The 21,908-nt window shown below is 66.5% G+C and carries 20 protein-coding genes and 1 tRNA gene; 8 read left to right on the forward strand and 13 right to left on the reverse strand.

Annotated elements, in window-relative coordinates; translation table 11 throughout:
- Positions 1 to 9 precede the first annotated feature (9 nt).
- Genes ccmI through H607_RS11875 form a run of 10 tightly spaced genes read right to left on the reverse strand, consistent with a single transcriptional unit; the run spans position 10 to position 7,850 of the window.
- Positions 10 to 894 (reverse strand): c-type cytochrome biogenesis protein CcmI, encoded by an 885-nt coding sequence (ccmI, locus tag H607_RS11865; RefSeq protein WP_157381271.1) that lies wholly within the window; start codon positions 892 to 894, stop codon positions 10 to 12.
- Positions 891 to 1,418, reverse strand: a complete 528-nt coding sequence (locus H607_RS0105315) for a cytochrome c-type biogenesis protein (protein WP_083961949.1) — start codon at positions 1,416 to 1,418, stop codon at positions 891 to 893. Before H607_RS0105315 ends, ccmI begins: the two co-directional genes overlap by 4 nt.
- A complete protein-coding gene (locus H607_RS0105320; RefSeq protein ID WP_028874574.1) occupies positions 1,415 to 2,011 on the reverse strand; it encodes a DsbE family thiol:disulfide interchange protein in 597 nt (198 codons plus the stop codon). Before H607_RS0105320 ends, H607_RS0105315 begins: the two co-directional genes overlap by 4 nt.
- Positions 2,008 to 4,005: a heme lyase CcmF/NrfE family subunit gene (locus H607_RS11870; RefSeq protein ID WP_051240683.1), complete on the reverse strand. Its 1,998-nt coding sequence runs from the start codon at positions 4,003 to 4,005 to the stop codon at positions 2,008 to 2,010. Before H607_RS11870 ends, H607_RS0105320 begins: the two co-directional genes overlap by 4 nt.
- Before the next feature lie 10 nt (positions 4,006 to 4,015).
- On the reverse strand, positions 4,016 to 4,462 hold the full coding sequence (ccmE, locus tag H607_RS0105330; protein ID WP_028874575.1) for a cytochrome c maturation protein CcmE: 447 nt from the start codon (positions 4,460 to 4,462) through the stop codon (positions 4,016 to 4,018).
- On the reverse strand, positions 4,459 to 4,650 hold the full coding sequence (gene ccmD / locus H607_RS0105335) for a heme exporter protein CcmD (RefSeq protein ID WP_028874576.1): 192 nt from the start codon (positions 4,648 to 4,650) through the stop codon (positions 4,459 to 4,461). Before ccmD ends, ccmE begins: the two co-directional genes overlap by 4 nt.
- 4 nt (positions 4,651 to 4,654) lie before the next feature.
- Complete coding sequence (gene ccmC / locus H607_RS0105340; protein WP_028874577.1) at positions 4,655 to 5,428, reverse strand: heme ABC transporter permease CcmC; 774 nt, start codon at positions 5,426 to 5,428, stop codon at positions 4,655 to 4,657.
- Positions 5,429 to 5,487: 59 nt separating this feature from the next.
- Positions 5,488 to 6,156 (reverse strand): heme exporter protein CcmB, encoded by a 669-nt coding sequence (gene ccmB / locus H607_RS0105345; RefSeq protein WP_028874578.1) that lies wholly within the window; start codon positions 6,154 to 6,156, stop codon positions 5,488 to 5,490.
- The gene (gene ccmA / locus H607_RS0105350) at positions 6,156 to 6,797 is read right to left on the reverse strand and encodes a cytochrome c biogenesis heme-transporting ATPase CcmA (protein ID WP_028874579.1); all 642 of its coding nucleotides are present in this window, start codon (positions 6,795 to 6,797) and stop codon (positions 6,156 to 6,158) included. Before ccmA ends, ccmB begins: the two co-directional genes overlap by 1 nt.
- 60 nt (positions 6,798 to 6,857) lie before the next feature.
- Positions 6,858 to 7,850, reverse strand: coding sequence for a ChbG/HpnK family deacetylase (locus H607_RS11875; protein WP_083961950.1), 993 nt, complete (start codon positions 7,848 to 7,850; stop codon positions 6,858 to 6,860).
- Between the two features lie 96 nt (positions 7,851 to 7,946).
- On the opposite strand from H607_RS11875, the gene H607_RS11880 reads away from it, so the two are divergent.
- From H607_RS11880 to rpmG, 5 genes are all read left to right on the forward strand, one after another.
- Positions 7,947 to 8,894, forward strand: a complete 948-nt coding sequence (locus tag H607_RS11880) for a glycosyltransferase family 2 protein (RefSeq protein ID WP_211218485.1) — start codon at positions 7,947 to 7,949, stop codon at positions 8,892 to 8,894.
- 54 nt (positions 8,895 to 8,948) lie between these two features.
- The gene (locus tag H607_RS11885) at positions 8,949 to 10,526 is read left to right on the forward strand and encodes an ArnT family glycosyltransferase (RefSeq protein WP_051240684.1); all 1,578 of its coding nucleotides are present in this window, start codon (positions 8,949 to 8,951) and stop codon (positions 10,524 to 10,526) included.
- On the forward strand, positions 10,523 to 10,918 hold the full coding sequence (locus tag H607_RS0105370; RefSeq protein ID WP_072247998.1) for a GtrA family protein: 396 nt from the start codon (positions 10,523 to 10,525) through the stop codon (positions 10,916 to 10,918). The genes H607_RS11885 and H607_RS0105370 overlap by 4 nt, the downstream gene beginning before the upstream one ends.
- 100 nt (positions 10,919 to 11,018) lie before the next feature.
- Complete coding sequence (rpmB, locus tag H607_RS0105375) at positions 11,019 to 11,255, forward strand: 50S ribosomal protein L28 (protein ID WP_028874581.1); 237 nt, start codon at positions 11,019 to 11,021, stop codon at positions 11,253 to 11,255.
- 20 nt (positions 11,256 to 11,275) lie between these two features.
- Entirely contained in the window at positions 11,276 to 11,443 is a 168-nt protein-coding gene (rpmG, locus tag H607_RS0105380; protein ID WP_028874582.1) for a 50S ribosomal protein L33, read from the forward strand.
- 153 nt (positions 11,444 to 11,596) lie between these two features.
- On the opposite strand, the gene acs is transcribed toward rpmG, so the two are convergent.
- The gene (gene acs, locus H607_RS0105385; protein WP_028874583.1) at positions 11,597 to 13,549 is read right to left on the reverse strand and encodes an acetate--CoA ligase; all 1,953 of its coding nucleotides are present in this window, start codon (positions 13,547 to 13,549) and stop codon (positions 11,597 to 11,599) included.
- Between the two features lie 176 nt (positions 13,550 to 13,725).
- Between acs and H607_RS0105390 the strand changes: the two genes are divergently transcribed.
- From H607_RS0105390 to H607_RS0105400, 3 genes are all read left to right on the forward strand, one after another.
- On the forward strand, positions 13,726 to 15,255 hold the full coding sequence (locus H607_RS0105390; protein WP_028874584.1) for a fumarate hydratase: 1,530 nt from the start codon (positions 13,726 to 13,728) through the stop codon (positions 15,253 to 15,255).
- A 76-nt stretch (positions 15,256 to 15,331) separates the two neighbouring features.
- Positions 15,332 to 15,404: transfer RNA gene (locus H607_RS0105395), tRNA-Thr, on the forward strand.
- A gap of 43 nt (positions 15,405 to 15,447) precedes the next feature.
- A complete protein-coding gene (locus tag H607_RS0105400; protein WP_028874585.1) occupies positions 15,448 to 18,699 on the forward strand; it encodes a mechanosensitive ion channel domain-containing protein in 3,252 nt (1,083 codons plus the stop codon).
- Here the strand turns inward: H607_RS0105400 and rlmB are convergent.
- Both rlmB and rnr read right to left on the reverse strand, forming a co-directional pair.
- A complete protein-coding gene (gene rlmB, locus H607_RS0105405; RefSeq protein ID WP_028874586.1) occupies positions 18,681 to 19,451 on the reverse strand; it encodes a 23S rRNA (guanosine(2251)-2'-O)-methyltransferase RlmB in 771 nt (256 codons plus the stop codon). The genes H607_RS0105400 and rlmB overlap by 19 nt on opposite strands.
- A complete protein-coding gene (rnr, locus tag H607_RS11890; RefSeq protein ID WP_342666643.1) occupies positions 19,448 to 21,670 on the reverse strand; it encodes a ribonuclease R in 2,223 nt (740 codons plus the stop codon). Before rnr ends, rlmB begins: the two co-directional genes overlap by 4 nt.
- Between the last annotated feature and the right edge of the window lie 238 nt (positions 21,671 to 21,908).

Consider the following 21,908-nt stretch of genomic DNA (forward strand, 5'->3'; position numbering starts at 1 on the left):
CGTGAGGGTTCAATTTCCTGGGGCCAGCCCCGCCTTCTGCCGCTCCGCTTCGATCGCCGCGCGCAGCGTCTGGGTGAATTCCCCCTCGGCCGGCGCCTGCGCGAGCAGTCGTTCCCAGCGCTCCACCGCTTTGGCGTGGTCCCCGGCCGCGGCGGCCGCCGCCCCGCCCATCGCGAGCGCCTTGGGTTCGTTCGGAGCGAGCGAGAGCGCCCGCTCTATCAGAGCCGAAGAGTCAGCGTCGAACCCGCCGCGAGCGACGACCAGTAATTCGGCCCACTCGACGAGTACCGTGGGTTCCTGGGGAATCTTCGCCCCCAGCCGATCCCAGCCGGCAGCCACGAGCGCCGGATCTCCCAGCACGCGATAAGAACGGGCGAGCATCAGCCAGGATTGGGCGTCGCCCTCCCCGCTTTCCAGCCGCGCTTCGAGCCGTGCCACCATGGACTTGATCTGATCGAGTGAAACACCGGCAGCTCCCGCCGCCTGCGCCGCCGCGGCTTCGCGCGTGGCCGCGAGTACCGCCTCCTCGTTCGCCCAGCGAGGAGCCCCTACCAGCAGATAAACCGCCGCGGCGAGCACCGGCAGCCCCACGCCGACGAACACGGCCGTCATGGGCGAAGTTCCCTGACGCCGAACATGCCGCGCGCGCGCCTGCGCTTCAAGCAAGGCACGCGCTTCCAGCTCGCGCCGGGCTTGCTCATAGGCCGAATCGTCCAGTTCGCCCGCCGTGCGCGCCGCCTCCAGGGAAGCAAATTCTTCGCGCAGTACCACTAGGGCTGCTTGGGCCTGGGCTGCCTCGTCGGAGGCCATCCCCTGGCGCCGCACGAGCGGCCACACGACCCAAGCCGTAGCCACCAACGCCACGAGCGCCGCCATCCCCAGGAATCCCGTCACGACCGTTCCCCTTCATTCGTGCCGCGCAGCAAGGCTTCGGCGCGCGCCGCCTCGTCGGCCGAGAGCGTCGGCGTTCCTTCCCGCGCACGGCGGCGCAGCGCCCGCCACAGGGCGAGCACACCGGCGAGTACCAAAACGAACGGCCCCACCCACAACGCCACCGTACTCGCCTTCAAGGGTGGCTGATAGAGCACGAAGTCGCCATAGCGCGCCACCAGGTAGGCACGCACCTCCTCCTCGCTCTTGCCGGCGGCAAGCTGCTCGCGCACCTGGTTCATCAGGTCATGGGCAAGCTCGGCGTTGGACTCGGCGATCGACTGATTCTGGCACACGAGGCAGCGCAGCTCGTGCCCGAGCTTCAGGGCACGCGCCTCGATCGCCGGGTCGCCCACGGGTCGTGCCTGGGGCACTTCCCCGGTCGCTTGGGCAAAGCCGAAACGGCCCACGAACAAACAGAGCAAGACGGCAAGCGCAAAGCCCTGCCAGGCGCGTGTTCCCTTGGCAAAAAACCGGTTGCCACTCATGGCTTTCCTCCCCCGAGCGCCGCCCATCGGGGCTGCAATTCCTCACGCCACGCCCGCTCGTCGATGGGACCGATGTGCTTGTAGCGGATGATGCCCCCGGCGTCGATGAGGAAAGTCTCCGGCACACCATAGACGCCATAGTCGATCGCCACGCGCCCGTCGAGATCGAGCACGGCAAACCGATACGGATCGCCTCGCTGGGTGAGCCAGGTCCGTGCCCGCAGAAGCGCCGCTTCACGCTCTTCCTGCGGGGAGAGGCGCGAGGCGTCGAGCTCGGCATCGCCGCGAATCTCCTTGTAGTCCAAACCCACGATGGGCACGCCCGCCTCACGGGCGAGCCGCACCAGCATGGCGTGTTCCTCACGACAGGCAACGCACCACGTGGCCCAGACGTTGAGCAGCCACGGCTGGCCGCGCAGATCGGCCGGGCCTGCGAGCGTCTCGGGCGAGTCCACCCGCGGCAAGGCGAAGGCCGGGGCCGGTTTGCCGATGAGCGGCGAAGGCACCTCTCGCGGATCGAGGCGGAACGCGTAGGCGAAGAGCGCGACCAGGGCGACGAAAATGACGAACGGAATCAGGTATTTCAACTTCATCGCACCGCCTCCGCAGCCGGTTCGGGCAGCGCCTCCGGCAGGGGAACCGAAGCCATGCGCCGCGCGAGCCGCCGGTAGCGCCGATCGAGCGCTGCGGCGAGCCCGCCCACGGCGATCGCGATCGCCCCGAACCAGATCCAGGAAATGAAGGGTTTATAGAAGAGCAACACCACCCAGCCGCCATCGCCGGTGGGATCGCCCAGCGACACATAGACGTCGCGGAATACGCCCCAATCGATCGCCGATTCGGTCATCGGCATGGCCGAGCGGAAGTAGGCGCGTTTCTCCGGGGCGAGCACCGTGAGCATTCGCCCCTCGCGCCACACCTCGAGCTCGCCGCGCTGCGCCGTGTAGTTGGGCCCCGGCACCTCGCTCACACCGCGCAGCACGAAGCGGTAACCGGCAAGCTCCGCCGCCTCGCCCGGCATCATCTTCACGTCGAGCCGCTGCTCCAGCGCCCCCACGAGCGTCACGCCAAGAATGAACACCCCCACGCCCAGGTGCGACAACCACATCCCCCACCAAGAGCCGGGAATGCCGCGCAGCCGCGCAGCCAGTCCCACCGCACCCCCTTGGCGCAGACGGTCGACGAGCAGCCGCAGCGAGGCCAGAACGACCCAAGCCGTGAGGGCAATCCCCAGGAAGGCGCCGAACGTGACGTGATTCATTGCCCACACGCCCAGCGCTGCGATGAGCAGCGCCCCGATCAGCTCCGGCCACACCCGGCGCAGTACCCGGGCGAGCGCATCCCGCTTCCAGCGCAGGAACGGCGCCAAGGCCATCAGCACCACGGCCGGCACCATGAGCGGCACGAAGACGGTCTCGAAATACGGCGGACCCACCGAGATCTTGCCCGCGTGCAACGCGTCGATCACCATGGGATAGATCGTGCCCAGCAACACCGCCCCGGCAGCCGAAGCCATGAGCACGTTATTGACCAGCAGCGAACCCTCGCGCGAGACCGGCGCGAAGGCCCCGCCGCCGGAGAGCCGCGGCGCGCGCCAGGCGAAGAGCAGCAGCGACACCCCCACGGTGAGCGCGAGAAGCCCCAGGATGAACACGCCGCGCTTCGGATCGGACGCAAAGGCATGCACCGAGGTGATCACGCCCGAGCGCACGAGGAACGTTCCCAGCAGCGAAAGCGAGAACGCCCCGATCGCCAGCAGCACCGTCCAACTGCGAAACGCCCCCCGCTTCTCGGTGACGATGAGCGAATGCAGCAAGGCGGTCCCCAGGAGCCAAGGCATGAGCGAAGCGTTCTCCACCGGGTCCCAGAACCACCAGCCGCCCCAGCCCAACTCATAATAGGCCCAAGCCGAACCGACGAGGATGCCCAGCGTGAGGAACACCCAGGCGACCAGGGTCCAAGGCCGGGACCAGCGCGCCCAGGCCGCGTCCATCCGCCCCGAAAGCAATGCCGCGATCGCAAACGCAAACGCCACCGCCATGCCGACGTAGCCCATGTACAGGAGCGGCGGATGGATGATCATGCCCGGATCCTGCAGCATGGGGTTGAGGTCGCGCCCCTCGGCCGGCATCGGTACCAGTCGCTCGAAGGGATTGGAAGTGAGCACGAGGAAGGCGAGGAACCCCACGCTCACCGCACCCAGCACCCCGAGCACGCGCGCGCGAAAGGACTCGGTGAGCGAGCGCGAGAAAGCCGCCACCGCCGCCTGCCACAGGGAAAGCGACAGCGCCCACAAGAGCATCGATCCCTCGTGGTTGCCCCACACGCCGGTGAGGCGATAGAACCACGGCGTGCGCGTCGAGGAATTGGCCGCCACCAAGAGCACGGAAAAATCGATGCGCAGGAAGGATGCCGTCAGGCAAGCGTAAGCGAGCACGAGCGCGGCACATTGGGCGAGCGCCGCGCGCCGGGCCGCCGCCATCGCCCCGGCCGAACCGCGCGCCGCGCCTGCAAGGCCGAGCACCGCCTGCACCAGCGCCAGCGCCCAGGCGAGCGCCAGCGCGAACTGTCCCATCTCGGGGATCATCACGCACTCCTCAGGGTTTTAGGGTGGCCGCCGCGCGCTGCGCCTGATCCACGGCGTGCTGCGCTTCCACCGGCATGTAGTTCTCGTCGTGCTTGGCGAGCACTTCGCTCGCGACGAACACCCCGTCCGGCCCAAGTTTGCCCTGAGCCACCGCCCCCTTGCCCTCGCTGAAGAGATCGGGCAGCGCGCCGCGATAGACGACGGGAATGGTCTTGGCCGTGTCGGTGACGGCAAAACGTACCGTCACGCCGTCGGGCAGCCGCTCGAGCGAACCTGGCGCCACCAGCCCGCCGATGCGGAAGGTACGCCCGAAAGGCGCCTTGCCCTCGGCCACCTCGGAGGGCGTATGAAAAAACACCAGATTCTCGCGCATCGCCGAAAGCACCAGCGCCGTGGCCCCGCCAAGCAGGGCGAGCGCCGCGAGGATCAAGGCCAAACGCTTGCCGCGTGCCGTCATGCGTCTTCTCCCGTGTCTTCGAGCCGTGCCGCCCGCCAGCGCAGCAGACGGCGGATCACGGCCTTACGAGTGCGATGGAGGAAATAAAGTTCGAGGGCGATGAGGGCGAAACTCACGCCGTAGCTCCCCCAAACGTAAAAACCCCGTCCACCCATGTCCCAAAATGCCGACCACGATTCCCAGTGCATCCGCTCACTCCTTTTCCTTGACCGCCAGGCGATCGAGCTCGGCGGCCACCCAGTCGGTGTGCCGTTCGCGCTCGAGGATGAGCGTGCGCACGCGCCACAAGGCCACGGCGATCGAGTAGAACCAGGCAGCAAACGCCATCACCAGCATGGTCACCAGCATGACGGTGGCCATGGAAGGCGCACGCGTCAGGCTCACCGACGCGCCCTGGTGCAGCGTGTTCCACCATTTCACCGAAAAGTAGATGATGGGTACGTTGATCGAACCGACGATGGCGAGCAGGGCCCCGGCGCGATCGGCGCGTCGCGGATCCTCGATGGCCCGCGTGAGCGCCAGATAACCCAAGTAGAGGAACATGAGGAGCAGCTGCGAGGTGAGCCGCGCATCCCACACCCAGTACGTCCCCCAGGTGGGGCGCCCCCATAGCGCCCCCGTCCACAGGGCGATGAAACACCAGATCGCCCCCGTGGGCGCGAGCGCATGGGCCATCATGAAGGAGAGCCGCGTGTTGAGTACCCAGCCGACGATGCCCCAGAAAGCCATCACGAGATAGAGGAACATCGACATCCACGCCGCCGGCACGTGAAGGAAAATGACGCGATAGACCTCGCCTTGCTGCGCATCGGTGGGCGCGACGAAAAACGCCAGATACAGCCCCGCCACGGCAAGCACGGCGGCGAGCGCGGCGAACCACGGCGCAAGCCGCCCGGCGAGCGGATAGAACTGCTGCGGTGCGGCAAACCGCCACAGGCTGCGCGGGGATCGCTGCCGCGCCTCGATTCCCTGCTGCCAGCGCTGCCGTCTTCCTGGTGTCGCGTCCATCCCTCGATTCTTCCCTCTCATTGCACCGCCAAACGCAGCGCCGCCACGCACGCCCAGGGAGCGAGCGCTACCGCTGCAAATCCTCCTGCCCCCAGCAGGGCCAAGTGCGCGGCGTAGGATACCCCACCCAGGGCCGCTTCCACCGCGCCGGCGCCGAAGATCAACACCGGCACCGCCAGCGGCAGCACCAGTAGCGCCAGCAGCACCGCTCCGGAACGAACCCCCAGGGTGAGCGCCGCCCCGATCGCGCCGATGAGCGTGAGCGTGGGCGTACCCAGCAAGAGCGTTCCCGCCAGCAACGGCAGGACCTCCGGCTGCAGATCATAGAGCCCGGCGAGCAGCGGCGCGAAGAGCGCCACCGGCACGCCGGTGACGAGCCAATGGACGGCCACTTTCGCCAGCACCCACACCACCGCCGGCTCGGGAGAGAGCAGCAATTGCTCCAGCGTGCCGTCCCTCAGGTCGTGCTCGAAGAGCCGCGGTAGCGCCAGGAGCGAGGCGAGCAGCGCCGTTACCCAAACCACGCCCGGGGCGATCGAGCGCAGCTGGTTCGCCTCCGGCCCGATGCCAAAAGGAAAGAGGCACACCACGACGACGAAAAAGGAGAGCGCGAGCAGCACGTCGGTACGGCCGCGCCAGGCAAGCGCCAATTCACGCCGCAGCATGGCCGCGAATACCGCCCCCATCACGCCGCCTTGCGCCGCGGCGCAAACCGCCCCGGCTCCAGGATGTCGCAAGCACAGGAAAATTCCACATCCTGGTGCGTCGTGAGCACCACGGTGGCTCCATCGCGCACCCGCGCTTCGATGCGGCGCGCGAGCGCGGCCACCGCGGCGACGTCGAGCGCCGTGAAGGGTTCGTCCAAAATCCACACGGGTCGTTCCTGCGCCAGAATGAGGCGTGCAAGCGCCACCCGCCGCCGCTGCCCCGCCGAAAGCACCCGCACGGGCAGATCGCGTTGCCGCGCAAGGCCAAGCTCCGCGAGGGCAGCGTCGATCACCGCTGCGTCGTGCGGCAGCCCCTGCACCGCGGCGAGGCTGCGCAGGTTCTCTCGCGGGCTCAAGAGCTCATGCACCGCCGGCAGATGGCCGTGGAAAAATACCGCCCGGTGCCAGGCATCCGTTTGCGCCCTCAACGGCACTCCTTGCCAGCGCACTTCCCCCTCATCAGGCTGCGCCAAGCCGCAGAGCAGGCGCAACAAGCTCGTCTTGCCCACGCCGTTGGGACCGGCCACGCGCGTGAGCACGCCGGGGCGGAAGACGTGCGTCAGGTCGCGAAAGAGAATGCGGTCGCCTTTGATGCAGGTGAGCGCCGAAGCTTCGAGCATGGCATCGAGGGATGAGGGATCGAGGCCGTAAGTCTAGCAGAGCCGGCCGCGGAGCGGACTTCAGGCACCGCGGGAGGGCGTATTTTCCTTGCTCCGGCGGGGTTGAGCACTCCATGAAGGCGGGGCGGGCCGCACACCCAGCCGCGCACAATCGGCAACGAAGGCGTCGCTCGCCAGATATTCGTATTCCCATTCGCGCGGGGTCGTGAGCGTGTCGACGGCCAAAAGCGTCGCGTCGACCCGGCCCGGATGCACGTGCACCAAGGCTCTCGGCCCCAATGACAGAAGAAAACGGCCCATCTTCTCGCGAAAAGGCAGCGTTTCCTTGAAATCGTGCAGGCCGGAGAATCCCTGGTTGTGCGCGATGCCGTGCTCGAGCAGTGCTGCCTTGAGTCCACCCCCCAAGCGACGTAGGAAGAGCGCCTTGCGCACCCCAACACCCCGTATCCGGATGCGCCGCACGGTTTCGCGGCAATCGCGCACCCACAACGTACCCGGCGCGTAGCGGCGCAGGATTTCGGCGATGAGCGCCTCACGCACCGTCGGCAGGAGATGCACGTGCTGATGCCCATCGACGAAGGCGGGCGGCGCCCCCCAGACATCCTCGAAGGCATCGAACTGCGCCCGGATCTCCTCGGCCACGGCCGCCGCCGGCAGACGCCTCGTCAATGCCCTCAAAAGCAAGGAACGCAGCGACGGCAGACGTCCATCTTGCGCCAAGCCACGCGCCGGGCTCGCCGAACGCTGCTCGGTGAGCGTCAGGTGCAAGCCCACCTGGGCACCCGTTGCGCGTGCCAAAGCCGCCAAGCCCGACGCATCGCTTTGCCAGCAAGGCATGGTTACCATCGCCCCCGTGGCCGTCACCCGCCCCGATTCGATCAAATGCTCGATGGCACGATCCACGCCCGGTGCGATACCATAATCGTCGGCGCACAAAACGAAGGTCCGCCGCACCGACGCGGTCGTTTCCAGGGAAACCTCGGCCGGGGATGACACCCCTAGGGGGGGCGGCGTCAGCGCCAAAACGCCGGATTTTTCGAAATGGACGTCCATGCGATCCTTGCCTTACATCCCGTTACGATTCGCTGACGACAGGAGCCGACAACCGTGATTCCCGCCTCCGCACCGCCGACCCCGGTCGAATTGAGCGTGATTGTACCCGTATATAACGAAGCGGCATCGTTACCGGTTTTGTACGAACGGCTCAAGGCCGTACTCGATGCGCTCGCGCTCTCCTGGGAATTGATCCTCGTCGATGACGGCAGCCGCGATGAGAGCTTCGCGGTCATCGAGCGGCTCGGCAAAGCCGATGCCCGCGTCAAGGGCGTGCGTTTTGCGCGCAACTTCGGCAAGGAAGCCGCCATGGCCGCGGGGCTGCATCGCGTCGCCGGACGGGCCGCCGTCATCATGGATGCCGACCTGCAACATCCGCCCGAACTCATTCCCCAGATGCTCGAGCACTGGCGCGCCGGGGCGGCCATCGTCACGGCCGTGCGCACCGACCGCGACACCGACTCCCCCTTGCGCCGCTGGCTCTCGCTCGCCTTCTACCGTTTCTACCGGGGCATCTCCGAAATCGCCCTCACACCGGGCGGGGGCGACTTTCGCCTCTTCGATCGGCGCGTGGTGGCAGCCCTGAATCTCCTGCCCGAACGCAAGCGTTTCCTCAAGGGGCTGGCGAACTGGGTGGGGTTCGAGCAGGTCACCATTCCCTACCGGCCCGCCGAGCGCCACGCCGGCACCTCCCGCTGGTCGCTGCGCAAGCTCTGGCGCTACGCCATCGACGGCATGGTCTCCTTTACCACGGTCCCCTTGCACGTCTGGTCCTCGATCGGCGCGCTTCTGGCGCTCGCCTCCGTCGTCTACGGTCTGTGGCTGGTGGTACGCACGCTGCTTTTCGGGCGCGACGTGCCCGGATACGCTTCGCTGATGGTCGCCACACTCTTTCTCTCGGGAGTGCAGCTCGTCAGCCTGGGCGTGCTCGGCGAATACCTCGGCCGCGTCTTCGAGGAAGTCAAGCGCCGGCCGCTCTACCTCATCGGGCGCACCGTGAACCTGCCCGACGAACTCGCCGACCCCCCTTCCCCTCTGCGCTGAACCTTTCGTCCGCGCGCCTTTCTGATTGCCGATTCCGTGCCGAGTTCCTTGCCGATGCGCCTCCTCTTCCAGCGCCTGCTCACTCCGCGCAGCCTCGCCATGCTGCTGTGGCTCGTCTTCGCCTGGTACGTGTTCGACGGCTACGACCGCCACGCCCCCAGCAACGACGAATGGGTACAGCACATCTATGGCGAACTGCTCGTGGCGTATTACACGAGCGGGCTTGCCGACAAGACCTTTCTCGATTTCAGCAACCTCTATCTCTACGGCGGCCTCTTCGACCTGCCCGCAGCCTGGATCACCATGGCTTTCGGCATCGACTGGTGGCCGCTGCGGCACCTCCTCACCGCCGCTTTCGGCGCCCTGGCCTTCTTGGGCGCGGCGCGTTTCGGGCGCTTCCTCGGCGGTGCCTGGCTCGGCACGGCGGCGCTCGCCGCCACGATGGGCAGCGGCGTCTTCTCCGGCGCCATCTTCACCCACACCAAGGACGTCCCTTTTGCCGCGGCCATGCTGTGGTCGCTCTACTACACGAGCCGCATCGCCGACGGGCTTCCTGCGCCGCGTTGGCGCCACGTCCTGTTGTGGGGGCTCGCCACCGGAGCGGCGCTGGGGCTGCGCGTAGGCGGCGTGCTCGCCTTCGGCTTCCTCGGCGCGGCCATTCTCCTCTCCTGGTGGCCCCGCCGCCGGGCCCTGCCCCCCTGGCCACGGCTCTTCACGGCGATCCTCCTGCGCCTCGCGCCGGGCATCGCCCTCGCGCTTGCCCTCATGGCCTTCTTCTGGCCGTGGTCGGTGATGGGATGGGATCACGTCTGGCAGGCGCTCACCAAATTCTCGCACTTCGCCTTCGACCTCTATACCTGGGAAGACGGCGAGCGCGTGGAAAACGCCAAAGTCTCGCGTCTCTATTTACCCAAGTACCTCCTCGTGCGACTGCCGGAATTCGTTATCCTGGGAACCGTACTCGCGCTCGCCCACTGGCGGCGCATCAAGGAATCCCCCCGCCTGTGGCCGCTGCTGTTCGCGCTCGCCTTCGTCCTCGCCTACGTCGTGATCGGCAAGCCCCCCCTCTACAACGGTCTGCGCCACTTCCTCTTTCTCGTACCGTGGTTTGCGCTGCTCGCCTGCTGGGGCTGGCAAAGCACGCTCGCGGCACTCCACCGCCCCCTGACCGAAATCTCCCTTCGCCGCCGCCATGGAGCACTGCTGCTCAGCGCTTTGCTCGTACTCTCGGCCGCCGATGACTTCATCACCCTGGCGCGGCTGCATCCCTATCAACACCTCTACTACAACCATCTCGCCCGAGGCCTTGCCGGCGCCAAGCATCACTGGGAACTGGACTACTGGAGCGACGCCACCCGGGCTCTGCTCCCCGCGCTCGCCGACTGGGTCGCCAAGCAACCCGCCGACAAGGAATGGGCACTCGCCTACTGCGCGGAAGGATTCCAGATCGAACCTTGGCTACCCCCCAACGTGTACATCACCGAGGCCTGGGACGATGCGGAACTGCTGCTTGCCACCACGCACGATGACTGCGACCAGGCGGTACCCGGCAAGGAAATCGCCCGCATCGAGCGGCTGGGCACGCCGCTTGCCGTCCTCAAGATCATCGACCACGAGGCCACCGATCCATGAGGCGTCCGCTGGCCGAACTCGTGCGCATGTCGCGCTTCGCCCTGGTGAGCGTCTCCGGCACCCTCGTGCATTACACCGTGCTGGTGGCCTTGGTCGAAACGGACACGCTCGGCCCGCTCCCCGCCTCGGCGCTGGGTTTTCTTGCCGGAGCCGTGACGAACTACCTCGGCTCGCGCCGCTGGGTCTTCGCCAGCGACGCGCGCCACATCGTCGCCTTACCCAAGTTTCTCGCCGTAGCCGCCACCGGGTTTGCCGGCAACGTCGCCGGCATGGCACTCGCACTCGATTGGCTACAGCTACCCTACCTGCTTGCCCAGATCCTCGTCACAGGGATCCTCTTCTTCTGGCACTACGGCGCGAACAGCCTGTGGACCTTCGCCCGCCGCGGCTGAGGCCGGTGCGAGGCAGCCCCACGCTTGGCATCGACACCTTGCCGCCGCGGTGTTTTCATGCTATCGTTCCATGCTTTGAAGAATTCCCAGGAGAGCCCTCATGGCCCGCGTCTGTCAAGTGACCGGCAAGCGTCCGATGACGGGAAACAACGTCTCGCACGCCAACAACAAAACCAAACGCCGCTTCCTCCCCAACCTGCACTATCGCCGTTTCTGGAGCGAGGCCGAAGAGCGTTGGGTGAAGTTGCGCATCTCCAACGCGGCGCTGCGCACCATCGACAAGAAAGGCATCGATGCCGTGATCGCCGAGCTGCGCGCCCGCGGCGAGAAAATCTGAATCCCGGATAGGAGTGCATCATGGCCAAGGCCGCCCGCGAGAAGATCAAGCTCGAGTCCACCGCCGGAACCGGGCATTTCTACACCACCTCGAAGAACAAGCGCACCACGCCGGAAAAACTCGAGCTGATGAAGTACGACCCCAAAGCGCGCAAGCACGTGCTCTACAAAGAAACCAAGCTCAAGTAAGCTGCATCGCAAGGCATCGGAACGGGCCGCCCTCTCAGGGCGGCCTTTTTCTTTTGCCGCGAAGAAAAAAGAAAAAGCGCCTCTTGCAGGCGCCGTAATTCGTCTCCTCCCATGAGGCGGGCGGTCTCGAGGCCGCCCGTCCTTCTTCTCCTCTTAGCCCTTGAGCTGCTCCAGGATCGCCGGGTTTTCCAAGGTGGACGTATCCTGCGTGATCTCTTCGCCTTTGGCGAGCTGACGTAGCAGCCGGCGCATGATCTTGCCCGAGCGGGTCTTGGGCAGGTTTTCGCCGAAGCGGATCTCCTTGGGCTTGGCGATGGGGCCTATCTCCTTGGCCACCCAATCCTGCAGCTCCTTCACGAGGCGCTTGGCTTCTTCGCCTTGGGGCCGCGAACGTTTGAGCACGACGAAAGCCACGATCGCCTCGCCCGTGATGTCGTCGGGACGGCCGACCACGGCCGCTTCCGCCACCAGCTCGTGCGCCACGAGAGCCGATTCGATCTCCATCGTGCCCAGACGGTGGCCGGAGACGTTGAGCACGTCGTCGATGCGCCCGGTGATGGTGAAGTAGCCCGTCTCGGGATCGCGGATCGCCCCGTCGCCGGCCAGATAGAGTTTCCCTTTGAAATCTTCGGGGAAATAGGATTTCTTGAACCGCTCCGGATCGCCCCAGATCGTGCGAATCATCGACGGCCAGGGTTTCTTGATGACGAGGAACCCGCCATGCCCCCAAGGAAGCTCGGTACCCGTCTCGTCGACCACCGCCGCCATGATGCCGGGGAAAGGTAGCGTGCAGGAACCAGGCACGAGCGGCGTGGCGCCGGGCAGCGGGGTGATCATGTGCGCCCCGGTTTCGGTCTGCCACCAGGTATCGACGATGGGGCAACGCTCATGCCCCACTTCGCGGTAATACCACTCCCAGGCCGCCGGGTTGATCGGCTCGCCCACCGAGCCGAGGATGCGCAGGCTGGAGAGGTCGAAATTGCGCGGATGCACTTCGGGAGTGGCGTCGCTCGCCTTGATGAGGGCGCGGATCGCCGTGGGTGCGGTATAGAAAATGGTGACCTTGTGCGCCTCGATCATGCGCCAGAAACGGCTCGCGTCGGGGTAGGTCGGCACACCCTCGAACACCACCTGCGTCGCCCCCACCGCCAACGGTCCATAGGCGACGTAGCTGTGCCCGGTGATCCAGCCGATGTCGGCCGTACACCAGAAAACGTCATTCGGCTTGATGTCGAAGGTCCACTTCATCGTCAGCGCGACCTGCGTGAGATAGCCGCCGGTCGAGTGCTGCACGCCTTTGGGTTTGCCCGTGGAACCCGAAGTATAGAGGAGGAAGAGCGGATGTTCGGCTTCGACCCACTCGGGCTCGCACACTTCGCTCTGGCCGGCGATGACCTCGCTCCACCACAGGTCGCGCTCCGGATGCCATTCGATGTCCATGCCGGTGCGCTTGTTGACGATTACGTGGCGCACCGATTCGCACCCGCCCATGGCAAACGCCTCTTCGACGATGGCCTTCAACGGCAAGACCTTGCCACCGCGGAACTGACCGTCGGACGTGACCACCACCGTGGCGCCGGTGTCCTGGATGCGGTCGCGCAGCGCCAGAGCGGAAAAGCCGCCGAAGACCACCGAGTGCGTCGCCCCGATGCGCGCGCACGCCTGCATGGCCACCACGCCTTCGATACCCATGGGCAGATAGATGAGGACCCGATCGCCCTTCTTCACGCCGAGCGACTTGAGCGCGTTGGCGAACTGGCTCACCCGTGCGAGCAGCTCGCGATAAGTGACTTTGGTGACCTTGCCGTCGTCGGCCTCGAAGATGATGGCCACCTTGTCGCCCAATCCAGCGGCCACGTGCCGATCGAGGCAGTTGTAGGAGGCGTTGAGCACCCCGTCGGCGAACCAGCGGTAGAACGGAGCGTTGGACTCGTCGAGCACCTGGGTGAAGGGCTTCTTCCAGTCGAGGAGCGTGCGAGCATGGTTCGCCCAATAGCCCTCGTAATCCTTTTCCGCCTCGGCCACGAGCCGTTTGTAGTGATCCATTCCCGAGACGGCGGCATGTTTGACGAGTTCTTCCGGCGGATAGTACATTTTCTGAGCCATGGGTCGTCCTCCCTCTTCGATGGTTTGTGCGAACGGACCGCGCTCACCCCGGTCCCCCGTGTCCGTTCATTGAAACTGCTCTATCTTACATCAGACTTACTGGGGCAAGCGGGCAAAGGTCATTCCGTCGGCGCCCACCCTGTTTTAGAATAGGGCACTCTGCGAGGGAGCCTGTGATGACCACTATCCGCGAAGAAGACCTGATCGAATCGATCGCCGACGCATTCCAATACATCAGCTACTACCACCCCGTCGATTACATCAAGGCGCTCGCCGAGGCGTACGAGCGCGAGCAAAGCCCTGCGGCCAAAGACGCCATCGCCCAGATCCTCACCAATTCCCGCATGGCCGCCGAGGGTCACCGCCCGATCTGTCAGGACACGGGCATCGCTACGGTCTTCCTCGAAATCGGCCAGGACGTGCGTTTCGACACGCGCCGCAGCCTGCAGGAACTCATCGACGAAGGGGTACGCCGCGCCTACACCAATCCGGACAATCCCTTGCGCGCCTCGGTGCTGCGCGACCCGGCCGGCAAGCGACAGAACACGCGCGACAACACCCCGGCCGTGGTCCACATCGAGCTCGTACCGGGTGATAAAGTAGAAGTGATCTGCGCGGCCAAGGGCGGCGGCTCGGAGAACAAGGCCAAGCTTGCCATGCTCAACCCCTCGGATTCCCTCGTCGACTGGGTACTCAAAACCGTGCCCACCATGGGAGCGGGCTGGTGCCCTCCCGGCATCCTCGGCATCGGCATCGGCGGTACGCCGGAAAAAGCCATGCTGCTCGCCAAGAAATCCCTCATGGCCCCCGTCGACATCCACGAGTTGCAAGCACGCGCCGAGCGCGGCGACGAGCTCACCACCGCCGAGCGGCTGCGGCTCGAACTCTACGACAAGGTCAATGCGCTTGGTATCGGTGCGCAGGGGCTGGGTGGGCTCACCACGGTGGTCGACGTCAAGGTGCTCGACTACCCCACCCATGCCGCAAGCCTGCCGGTGGCCATGATTCCCAACTGCGCCGCCACCCGCCACGTGCACTTCACGCTCGACGGCAGCGGCCCGGCCCGGCTCGACCCCCCGCGGCTGGAAGATTGGCCCCGGATCACCTGGACGCCCGACACCAAGAAAGCCAAGCGCGTGGATCTCGACACCCTCACGCGCGAGGAAGTCGCCTCATGGAAGGCCGGCGACATCCTGCTCTTGAACGGCAAGCTCCTCACCGGGCGTGACGCCGCGCACAAGCGCATCGCCGACATGATCGCCCGCGGCGAGCCGCTTCCCGTCGATTTCACCAACCGGGTCATCTATTACGTCGGCCCGGTCGATCCGGTGCGCGACGAAGTCGTCGGCCCCGCCGGCCCCACCACCGCCACGCGCATGGACAAATTCACCCGCCTCATGCTCGAGAAGACGGGCCTCATCGCCATGGTCGGCAAGGCCGAGCGCGGCCCCGAGGCCGTGGCGGCGATCCGCGACAACCGCGCCGCCTACCTCATGGCCGTGGGCGGCGCCGCCTATCTGGTCGCCAAGGCGATCAAGGCGGCGCGCGTCGTCGCCTTCGAGGATCTGGGCATGGAGGCGATCTACGAATTCGAGGTGCGCGACATGCCGGTGACGGTGGCCGTCGATAGCCAAGGCAACAACGTGCATGAAACCGGCCCGCGCGAGTGGCGCATCAAGATCGGCAAGATTCCCGTCACCGCCTGAAACCTTTTCCCTCGGACGGGGAACGGTATAATCCTTCCGTCCGCTGCGGAATGATTCCCGGAGCGGACGCCGCAGTGCCGGCATAGCTCAGCTGGTAGAGCACCCGCCTTGTAAGCGGAAGGTCGTCCGTTCGAATCGGACTGCCGGCATTCTCCCCGCTCCCGATCTCGCGCCCATCCCAAGGAAGGCTCCATGCGTTTCGTCCGCCGGTTGTGCGGCCTCTTGATCTTCTGCCTCGTCGGTGCGCTCGTCCCCGCCTTTGCCGCCGAGACCAGCGACGACCCGATCCAGTCGGGCCTTGCCCTGATTCAAGATGCGCTGCAGCGCAATGCGCTACCGCCCGACACCTCCGCCGCGCTCAAGCAATTGCTCGACCGCATCCAGGAAGCGCAAAGCCGCCGACAGCAAGCCGAGATTCGCGCCGCGCTCGCCGAAAAGCTCATCGAGCAGACGCAGCGCGAACTGCAGCAGCTCGCCGCCAGCCGCCCCAGCGAGTTTGCCGATCTGCGGGTCAGCGACAGCCTGGCACCGAGCGAGCGCGCCGAGCGCCTGCGCCGCATCCTCGAGGAAGAACGGACGCGACGCCAGACGCAGGAAGCTTTGCGCGCCCAGCTCTCAGACCTCGAACAACCCAAGGAGCGCGGCGATGCTGCTGTCGCCCCCCCTCCGCCCGCCCCCCTGCCTACCCTTCCCAGGAACGATCCCCTGGTACAGCAAGCCCTCACACTCGCCACCTTGGTCACAAGCCAGGCTCAAGAAGCCGAACGGCGCGCCGCCTTGCTCGAGAGCCGTCTTGCCGCGAGCACGCGGGTGCTGCTGTCGCGCCGCATCGAGCGGCTCGACGTCGAACTGGCCCGCCTGCGGCAGCTGCGCGAAGCGGTGGAAAAGAGCACGACGGCCGAAGTCAGCCAGGAAACGAGCCAGGTCAATGCCGAAGCAATCGACCGGAGACTTGCCCGGGTGGAGGCGACCAACCGGGAATGGGAAGCGCGCTTGCAGACCCTGCGCCATCGCCTGCAGAGCGTGCGCGAACGCCAATCGCAGCTGCAGCGTGAAACGCAGGAGCGGTGGGAAACGCTCGAATCCCTGAAAAAGCGCATCGCCCAGCAGGGCCTGAGTCCAGCCGTGGGCAACCTCCTCCTCGAATACCGCAGCCGCCTCCCTTCCCCGTCCGAATTGAGCCAGGAGCTCAACAAGGTCCGCGGCATGCTCGAAGAAGTCCAACTGCTCGAGCTCGAGCTACGCCAGGCCAAGCGCCTCATTGCCGATCCCCGCGAGCGGGCGTGCCAGGTCCTGGGGCAGTCCGACCCGGCCGGAGCCGACGGCAACCTGGAAAATGCCATCGTCGAAGCCCTGGCCGTGCGCTCCCTCACGCTGGAGACGATCGACGCCCTGCGCCCGGCCCTGCTCGCGGCGCTCAGCGACCTGGAATCGGTGCTCCTGCGCGATCTGGACGTCGTCGAAGAGTTCTCCTCCTTCATCGACCAGCACCTCATGTGGGTGGCCACCACCCGCACGCTGTGGCGCGACCCCATGCCCGAGCTCCTCGCCGTCGGCACGGGCACGCTCACCCTTTTCCAGAGCTTTGCCGATCCTGGCTCATGGCGCCTCGCCCTCACCCAGTCCCCGCCGATGACATGGTTGGCCGCCGTGCTGGGCGTCTGCCTGCTCCTCGCACGCCCCCGGCTGGCCCGGCTCATCGGTCGCCACCTCGCCGCCGGCGAGCGCGATCCGCACCACGCCGGCTTGCTCGATACCTTGCTGCTGCTTTTCCTGGAAGCCATCCAAGCCCTTCCCTTCCCGCTCATCGCCTACGGCTGCGGCACGATGATTCTCGCCGGGGATGCGTTCGCCGAAAATTTCCGCGCCATCGGCACCGCCTTGGTGCGCATCGCGCCTTTCGGCTGGAACGTCGCCTTCTGGCAGCGCGTCTTCGCGCCGGGCACGGGGATTGCCGCCACCCGGTTTCATTGGCCGCCCTCCATCCTCAAGCGCCTGAGGCACACGCTGCGGGGGTTCGCCTGGGGCGTGCTGCCCTTGGGCTTTCTCGCCGTCTATCTCAACGAGGCCCAGCTGGATGCCCCCTTTACCGACCTGGGGCGCACGCCTTTCGTCGTCTCCATGTTGCTGCTGGCCTTGCTCCTGTGGCGCATCTTCCGGCCGCGGAGAGGGCTCCTCGCCATCGCCCAGCAGCCGACCTGGCTGCGCCTGACGGCGGCCATCGGCGGCCCCGGCCTGCCCCTGGTGAGCGCGCTGCTCGCCGGAGCCGGCTATTTCTACGCGGCGGTGGCCCTCGTCGGCCGGTTCATGTCCACCCTGTGGGTGCTGCTCGCCTTCGCCCTGCTGCAGCATGCCGCACGCGATTTCTTCCTGCACCGCTTCGACCGGCAGCGCGAAAGCCTCGAAGAAGGAAACACAGGCGAGGATGCGCGCATCGATTCTTCCGAACGCCAGACGCTGACCCTGCTCAACCTCGCGCTCATCCTTGGACTCGCCTTCGTGCTCTTCGAGCTTTGGTCGTCGCTGCTGCCCGCCACCCGCATCCTCGACGAATGGGCGCTGTGGCGCTACACGGAGACGCTGGGCAACGAGACGGTAACGCTGCAAGTCACCTTCGCCGACCTCCTCATCGCCATGATCGGCTTTGCGGTGATGTGGGTGGCGGCGCGCAACCTTCCCGGTCTGCTCGAATTGGCGCTGCAGCGCACCTCGCGGTTGGATGCGGGCAGCAAGTATGCCTTGGTGACGCTGCTGCGCTACGCCATCTTCACCATCGGCTCGGTGCTCATCCTGGGCGAACTCGGTATGCCGTGGTCGAAACTGCAGTGGCTGCTGGCCGCCCTGAGCGTGGGGTTGGGTTTCGGCCTGCAGGAGATCGTGGCCAACTTCGTCTCCGGCCTCATCATCCTCTTCGAGCGACCGGTGCGCGTGGGCGACCAGGTCACCATCGGCAACGAGACCGGCACCGTGCGGCGGCTTACCATCCGCGCCACGGTGATCGAGGATTTCGACCGGCGCGAGATCCTCGTACCGAACAAGAAACTCATCACCGACCAGGTGACCAACTGGACGCTGAGCAACTCGCTGTCGCGCATCTTCGTCACTATCGGCGTGGCCTACGGCACCGACCCCGAGCACGTCGAAGCGCTATTGCTCGAAGCCGTCAAGGCCACGCCGGGCGTGCTCTCCGATCCGGCGCCCAGCGTGGTCTTCGCCCGTTTCGGCGAGAGTTCGCTGGATTTCGAGGTGCGGGCCATCGTGGCCGACGTCAATCAACGCCTGAGCATCCTCGGCCGCTTGAACCATGAAATCGACCGGATCTTCAAAGCGAACGGCATCGAGATCCCCTTCCCGCAGCGCGACCTGCACATCCGCGACATCGCCTGGCCGGCCGCGGCGGCTGTCCCTGCCGCGCAGGGTGCGCCTCAGCCGCCCGCGGCTTGAGCCAGACGCCGACGCACCGTCTCATAGAGGCACACGCCGGCAGCCACCGACACGTTCAGGCTCTCGACGGCGCCGAGCATGGGGATATGTACGAGCTCGTCGCACAGCTCGCGCGTGAGCCGCCGCAGTCCCTCCCCCTCGGCGCCGAGCACCCAGGCTACGGATCCAGCAAGGTCGCACTCGTAGAGCGACTTCTGCGCCTCGCCCGCCGCGCCCACTACCCACACGCCCGCCTCCTTGAGCGTGCGTAGCGCCCGCGCGAGGTTGGTCACCGTCACGTAGGGGACGGTATCCGCCGCGCCGCTCGCGACCTTGACCGCTGCGGCACTCAAACCCGCGGCGCGGTCCTTGGGCGCGATCACCGCATCCACGCCGGCCCCATCGGCCACGCGCAGGCAGGCCCCCAGGTTGTGCGGATCCTGCACCCCGTCGAGCACGAGGAAGAGCGCCGGCCGGTTCGCATCGAGCGCATCGAGCACTTCTTCGAGCGAATGCGTCCGCGCCGCCGCGGCGACGAAGGCGACCACCCCCTGATGCCGCCCTGAGCCGGCGATCGCGTCGAGCCGGGCGGAGTCTGCAGGCACGACGCGCACGCCGGCCAACTGCGCGCGTTCGAGCAGCGAGCGCATGCGCGCATCCTGCCGCTGCCGATCGACGTAGAGCTCGGCGACGTCCTCGGGACGATGGCGCAGCAGCGCCGTGACCGCATGAAACCCCGGCACGGTGCGCCGTTGTCTGGTTTCTTCCTTCATCGCTTGCCCTTGGCGCGGCGCGTGCGCTCGGTCTTGCCCTCGCGCCGGGTCGGTGCCGGGCTGAGGTTCTCCAGGAGATGGAAATCGATCTTGCGCGTGGCCAGATCGACCCGCACCACCTGCACCTTCACCCGATCGGCCAGGCGGTGGCGCACGCCGCTACGCTCACCCACCAGGGCGTGCGCGCGCTCGTCGAAGTGGAAATAATCGTCGCCCAGATCCGAGATGTGCACCAGCCCTTCCACGAAGAGCTCGTCGAGCGTGACGAAGAGGCCGAAGGGCACCACCGCCGTGACCACGCCGGTGTAGACCTCGCCCACCTTGTCCTGCATGAAGTAGCACTTGAGCCAGCCGATGACTTCGCGCGTGGCCTCGTCGGCGCGCCGCTCCGTCATCGAGCAGTGCTCGCCGATCGCCTTCCAGTCGCCGGGCTCGTAGCGCGTACCGGCGAGCACCGCCTTGATGCAGCGGTGCACCAGCAGGTCGGGATAGCGGCGGATGGGGGAGGTGAAATGCGCGTACGCCTCGTAGGCGAGCCCGAAGTGGCCGCGATTTTCTGGCGTATACACGGCCTGCTTGAGCGAGCGCAGCATCACCATCTGCAGCAGGGGCGCATCGGGGCGCTGCTGGATCTGCTCCAGCACCTTGGCGTAGTCCTTCGGGGAGGGCTCGTCGCCGCCGGGCAGCTCGATGCCGAACCCGGCGAGGAACTCGCGCAGCGCCGCGACTTTCTCCGGCGCCGGTGGCTCATGCACGCGGTAGAGCGTGGGATGTTCGTGTTCGGCAAGGAACTCGGAGGCGCAGACGTTGGCTGCCAGCATGCATTCTTCGATGAGGCGGTGCGCGTCGGTGCGCACCTCGGGCACGATGCGCGCGATCTTGCCGTTCTCGTCGAACTCAATGCGCGTCTCCACCGTCTCGAAGTCGATCGCCCCACGCTGGCGCCGCGCTTTCAAAAGCGCCCGGAAAACGGCGTCGAGATGCTGCAGGTGCGGCAGGAGCTCGGCAAGCTTCGTCCGGGCCTCTTCCTTGCCCTCATAGAGGGCGGCGGCGACCTCGGTGTAGGTGAGGCGGGCGTGGGAATTCATCACTGCCGGGTAGAAACGGTAGCGCTGCACCTTGCCCGAGGCGCTCACGATCATGTCGCAGGCCATGCACAGCCGATCTTCGTGCGGCACGAGCGAGCACAGGCCGTTGCTCAGCTTCTCCGGCAGCATGGGAATGACCCGGCGCGGAAAATAGACCGAGTTGCCGCGATTGAAGCCCTCGGCATCGAGCGCCGAGCCGGGGTGCACATAGTGGGACACGTCGGCGATCGCCACGATCAGCCGGAACCCTTTGCCCTGCGGTTCGCAATAGACGGCGTCGTCGAAATCCTTGGCCGTCTCGCCGTCGATGGTCACGAGAGGCAATTCGCGCAGGTCCACCCGCCCGGAGACGTCCTTACGGCGCACCGTATCGGGCAAGCGGCGCGTCTCCTCGCGCACTTCGCGCGGCCATTCGAACGGCAAGTCGAACTTGCGCAACGCAATCTCGATCTCCATGCCGGGATCGTCGTAATCGCCCAATATCTCGACGATCCGCCCGATCGGCTGGGCGTACTTCGTGGGCTGCTCGATGAGCTCGACCACCACCACCTGCCCCGGTTTGGCCTTTTTACCCCCCGGCGCGACGAGGATGTCCTGGGCGATACGCTTGTCCTCGGGCACCACCAGAGTGACGCCGTGCTCGACGAGTACGCGTCCGACCACTTTCTGGTTGGCGCGTTCGAGCACCTCCACGATCTTGCCTTCGGGCCGGCCGCGGCGGTCGGTGCCGGCGATGCGCACGATCACCCGGTCGCCGTGCAGTACCTGGCGCATTTCCTTGGGCCCGAGGAAGATGTCCTCGCCGCCGTCGTCGCGGATCACGAAACCGAAGCCGTCGGGATGGCCCTGCACGCGGCCGCGGATGAGGTCGGCCTTCTCCGGCAGGAGATAGGCGCCGCGGCGGTTGCGCAGGATCTGGCCATCGCGCTCCATCGCGCGCAGCCGCCGTTCGAAGAGCTCATACTCGTGCGGGGCGATGTCGAGCGCCTCCACGAGTTCGCTCCAAGGCATGGGACGGCCAGCCTCGGCAAGCACCTGGAGGACGTATTCCCGACTGGGCAAAGGATGCCCGTACTTGGTCGCCTCGCGGGCAAAGAAAGGATCCTGGCGGCGGCGCTCGCTCACCTCGATCGCCGGCACGGTTGCAGATTCGGCACGAGCCGGAGGCGCCGACGCCGGTGCTTCGGTCGAAGAGGCAGACAGCAAGGCCGGAGTTCGCCGGCGGCGGGGGGAGGAAGGAGCGGGATCAGCGGAAGGAGTCCGCGGCTTGTTCTTTGAAGTTTTGCTCATCGAGAATCAGAAGTCCTTGCATATTCATCATGCGGCACCCGCCCACGCCGAAATGGCGTTGACAACGCGCGCCGCGTGC

It is taken from the genome of Tepidiphilus margaritifer DSM 15129 (genome assembly GCF_000425565.1).
GTDB classification, from domain to species: Bacteria; Pseudomonadota; Gammaproteobacteria; order Burkholderiales; family Rhodocyclaceae; genus Tepidiphilus; species Tepidiphilus margaritifer.

Excerpts from the sequence above, each read along its gene's own strand:
- H607_RS0105390 (WP_028874584.1), top strand. The coding sequence starts at position 13,726 with ATGACCACTATCCGCGAAGAAGACCTGATCGAATCGATCGCCGACGCA.
- H607_RS11875 (WP_083961950.1), bottom strand. The coding sequence starts at position 7,850 with ATGGACGTCCATTTCGAAAAATCCGGCGTTTTGGCGCTGACGCCGCCC.
- H607_RS11870 (WP_051240683.1), bottom strand. The coding sequence starts at position 4,005 with ATGATCCCCGAGATGGGACAGTTCGCGCTGGCGCTCGCCTGGGCGCTG.
- H607_RS0105315 (WP_083961949.1), bottom strand. The coding sequence starts at position 1,418 with ATGAGTGGCAACCGGTTTTTTGCCAAGGGAACACGCGCCTGGCAGGGC.
- acs (WP_028874583.1), bottom strand. The coding sequence starts at position 13,549 with ATGGCTCAGAAAATGTACTATCCGCCGGAAGAACTCGTCAAACATGCC.
- H607_RS0105320 (WP_028874574.1), bottom strand. The coding sequence starts at position 2,011 with ATGAAGTTGAAATACCTGATTCCGTTCGTCATTTTCGTCGCCCTGGTC.
- ccmD (WP_028874576.1), bottom strand. The coding sequence starts at position 4,650 with ATGCACTGGGAATCGTGGTCGGCATTTTGGGACATGGGTGGACGGGGT.
- H607_RS0105400 (WP_028874585.1), top strand. The coding sequence starts at position 15,448 with ATGCGTTTCGTCCGCCGGTTGTGCGGCCTCTTGATCTTCTGCCTCGTC.
- H607_RS0105370 (WP_072247998.1), top strand. The coding sequence starts at position 10,523 with ATGAGGCGTCCGCTGGCCGAACTCGTGCGCATGTCGCGCTTCGCCCTG.
- rpmG (WP_028874582.1), top strand. The coding sequence starts at position 11,276 with ATGGCCAAGGCCGCCCGCGAGAAGATCAAGCTCGAGTCCACCGCCGGA.
- ccmA (WP_028874579.1), bottom strand. The coding sequence starts at position 6,797 with ATGCTCGAAGCTTCGGCGCTCACCTGCATCAAAGGCGACCGCATTCTC.
- ccmE (WP_028874575.1), bottom strand. The coding sequence starts at position 4,462 with ATGACGGCACGCGGCAAGCGTTTGGCCTTGATCCTCGCGGCGCTCGCC.
- rlmB (WP_028874586.1), bottom strand. The coding sequence starts at position 19,451 with ATGAAGGAAGAAACCAGACAACGGCGCACCGTGCCGGGGTTTCATGCG.
- rpmB (WP_028874581.1), top strand. The coding sequence starts at position 11,019 with ATGGCCCGCGTCTGTCAAGTGACCGGCAAGCGTCCGATGACGGGAAAC.
- H607_RS11885 (WP_051240684.1), top strand. The coding sequence starts at position 8,949 with ATGCGCCTCCTCTTCCAGCGCCTGCTCACTCCGCGCAGCCTCGCCATG.
- ccmB (WP_028874578.1), bottom strand. The coding sequence starts at position 6,156 with ATGGGGGCGGTATTCGCGGCCATGCTGCGGCGTGAATTGGCGCTTGCC.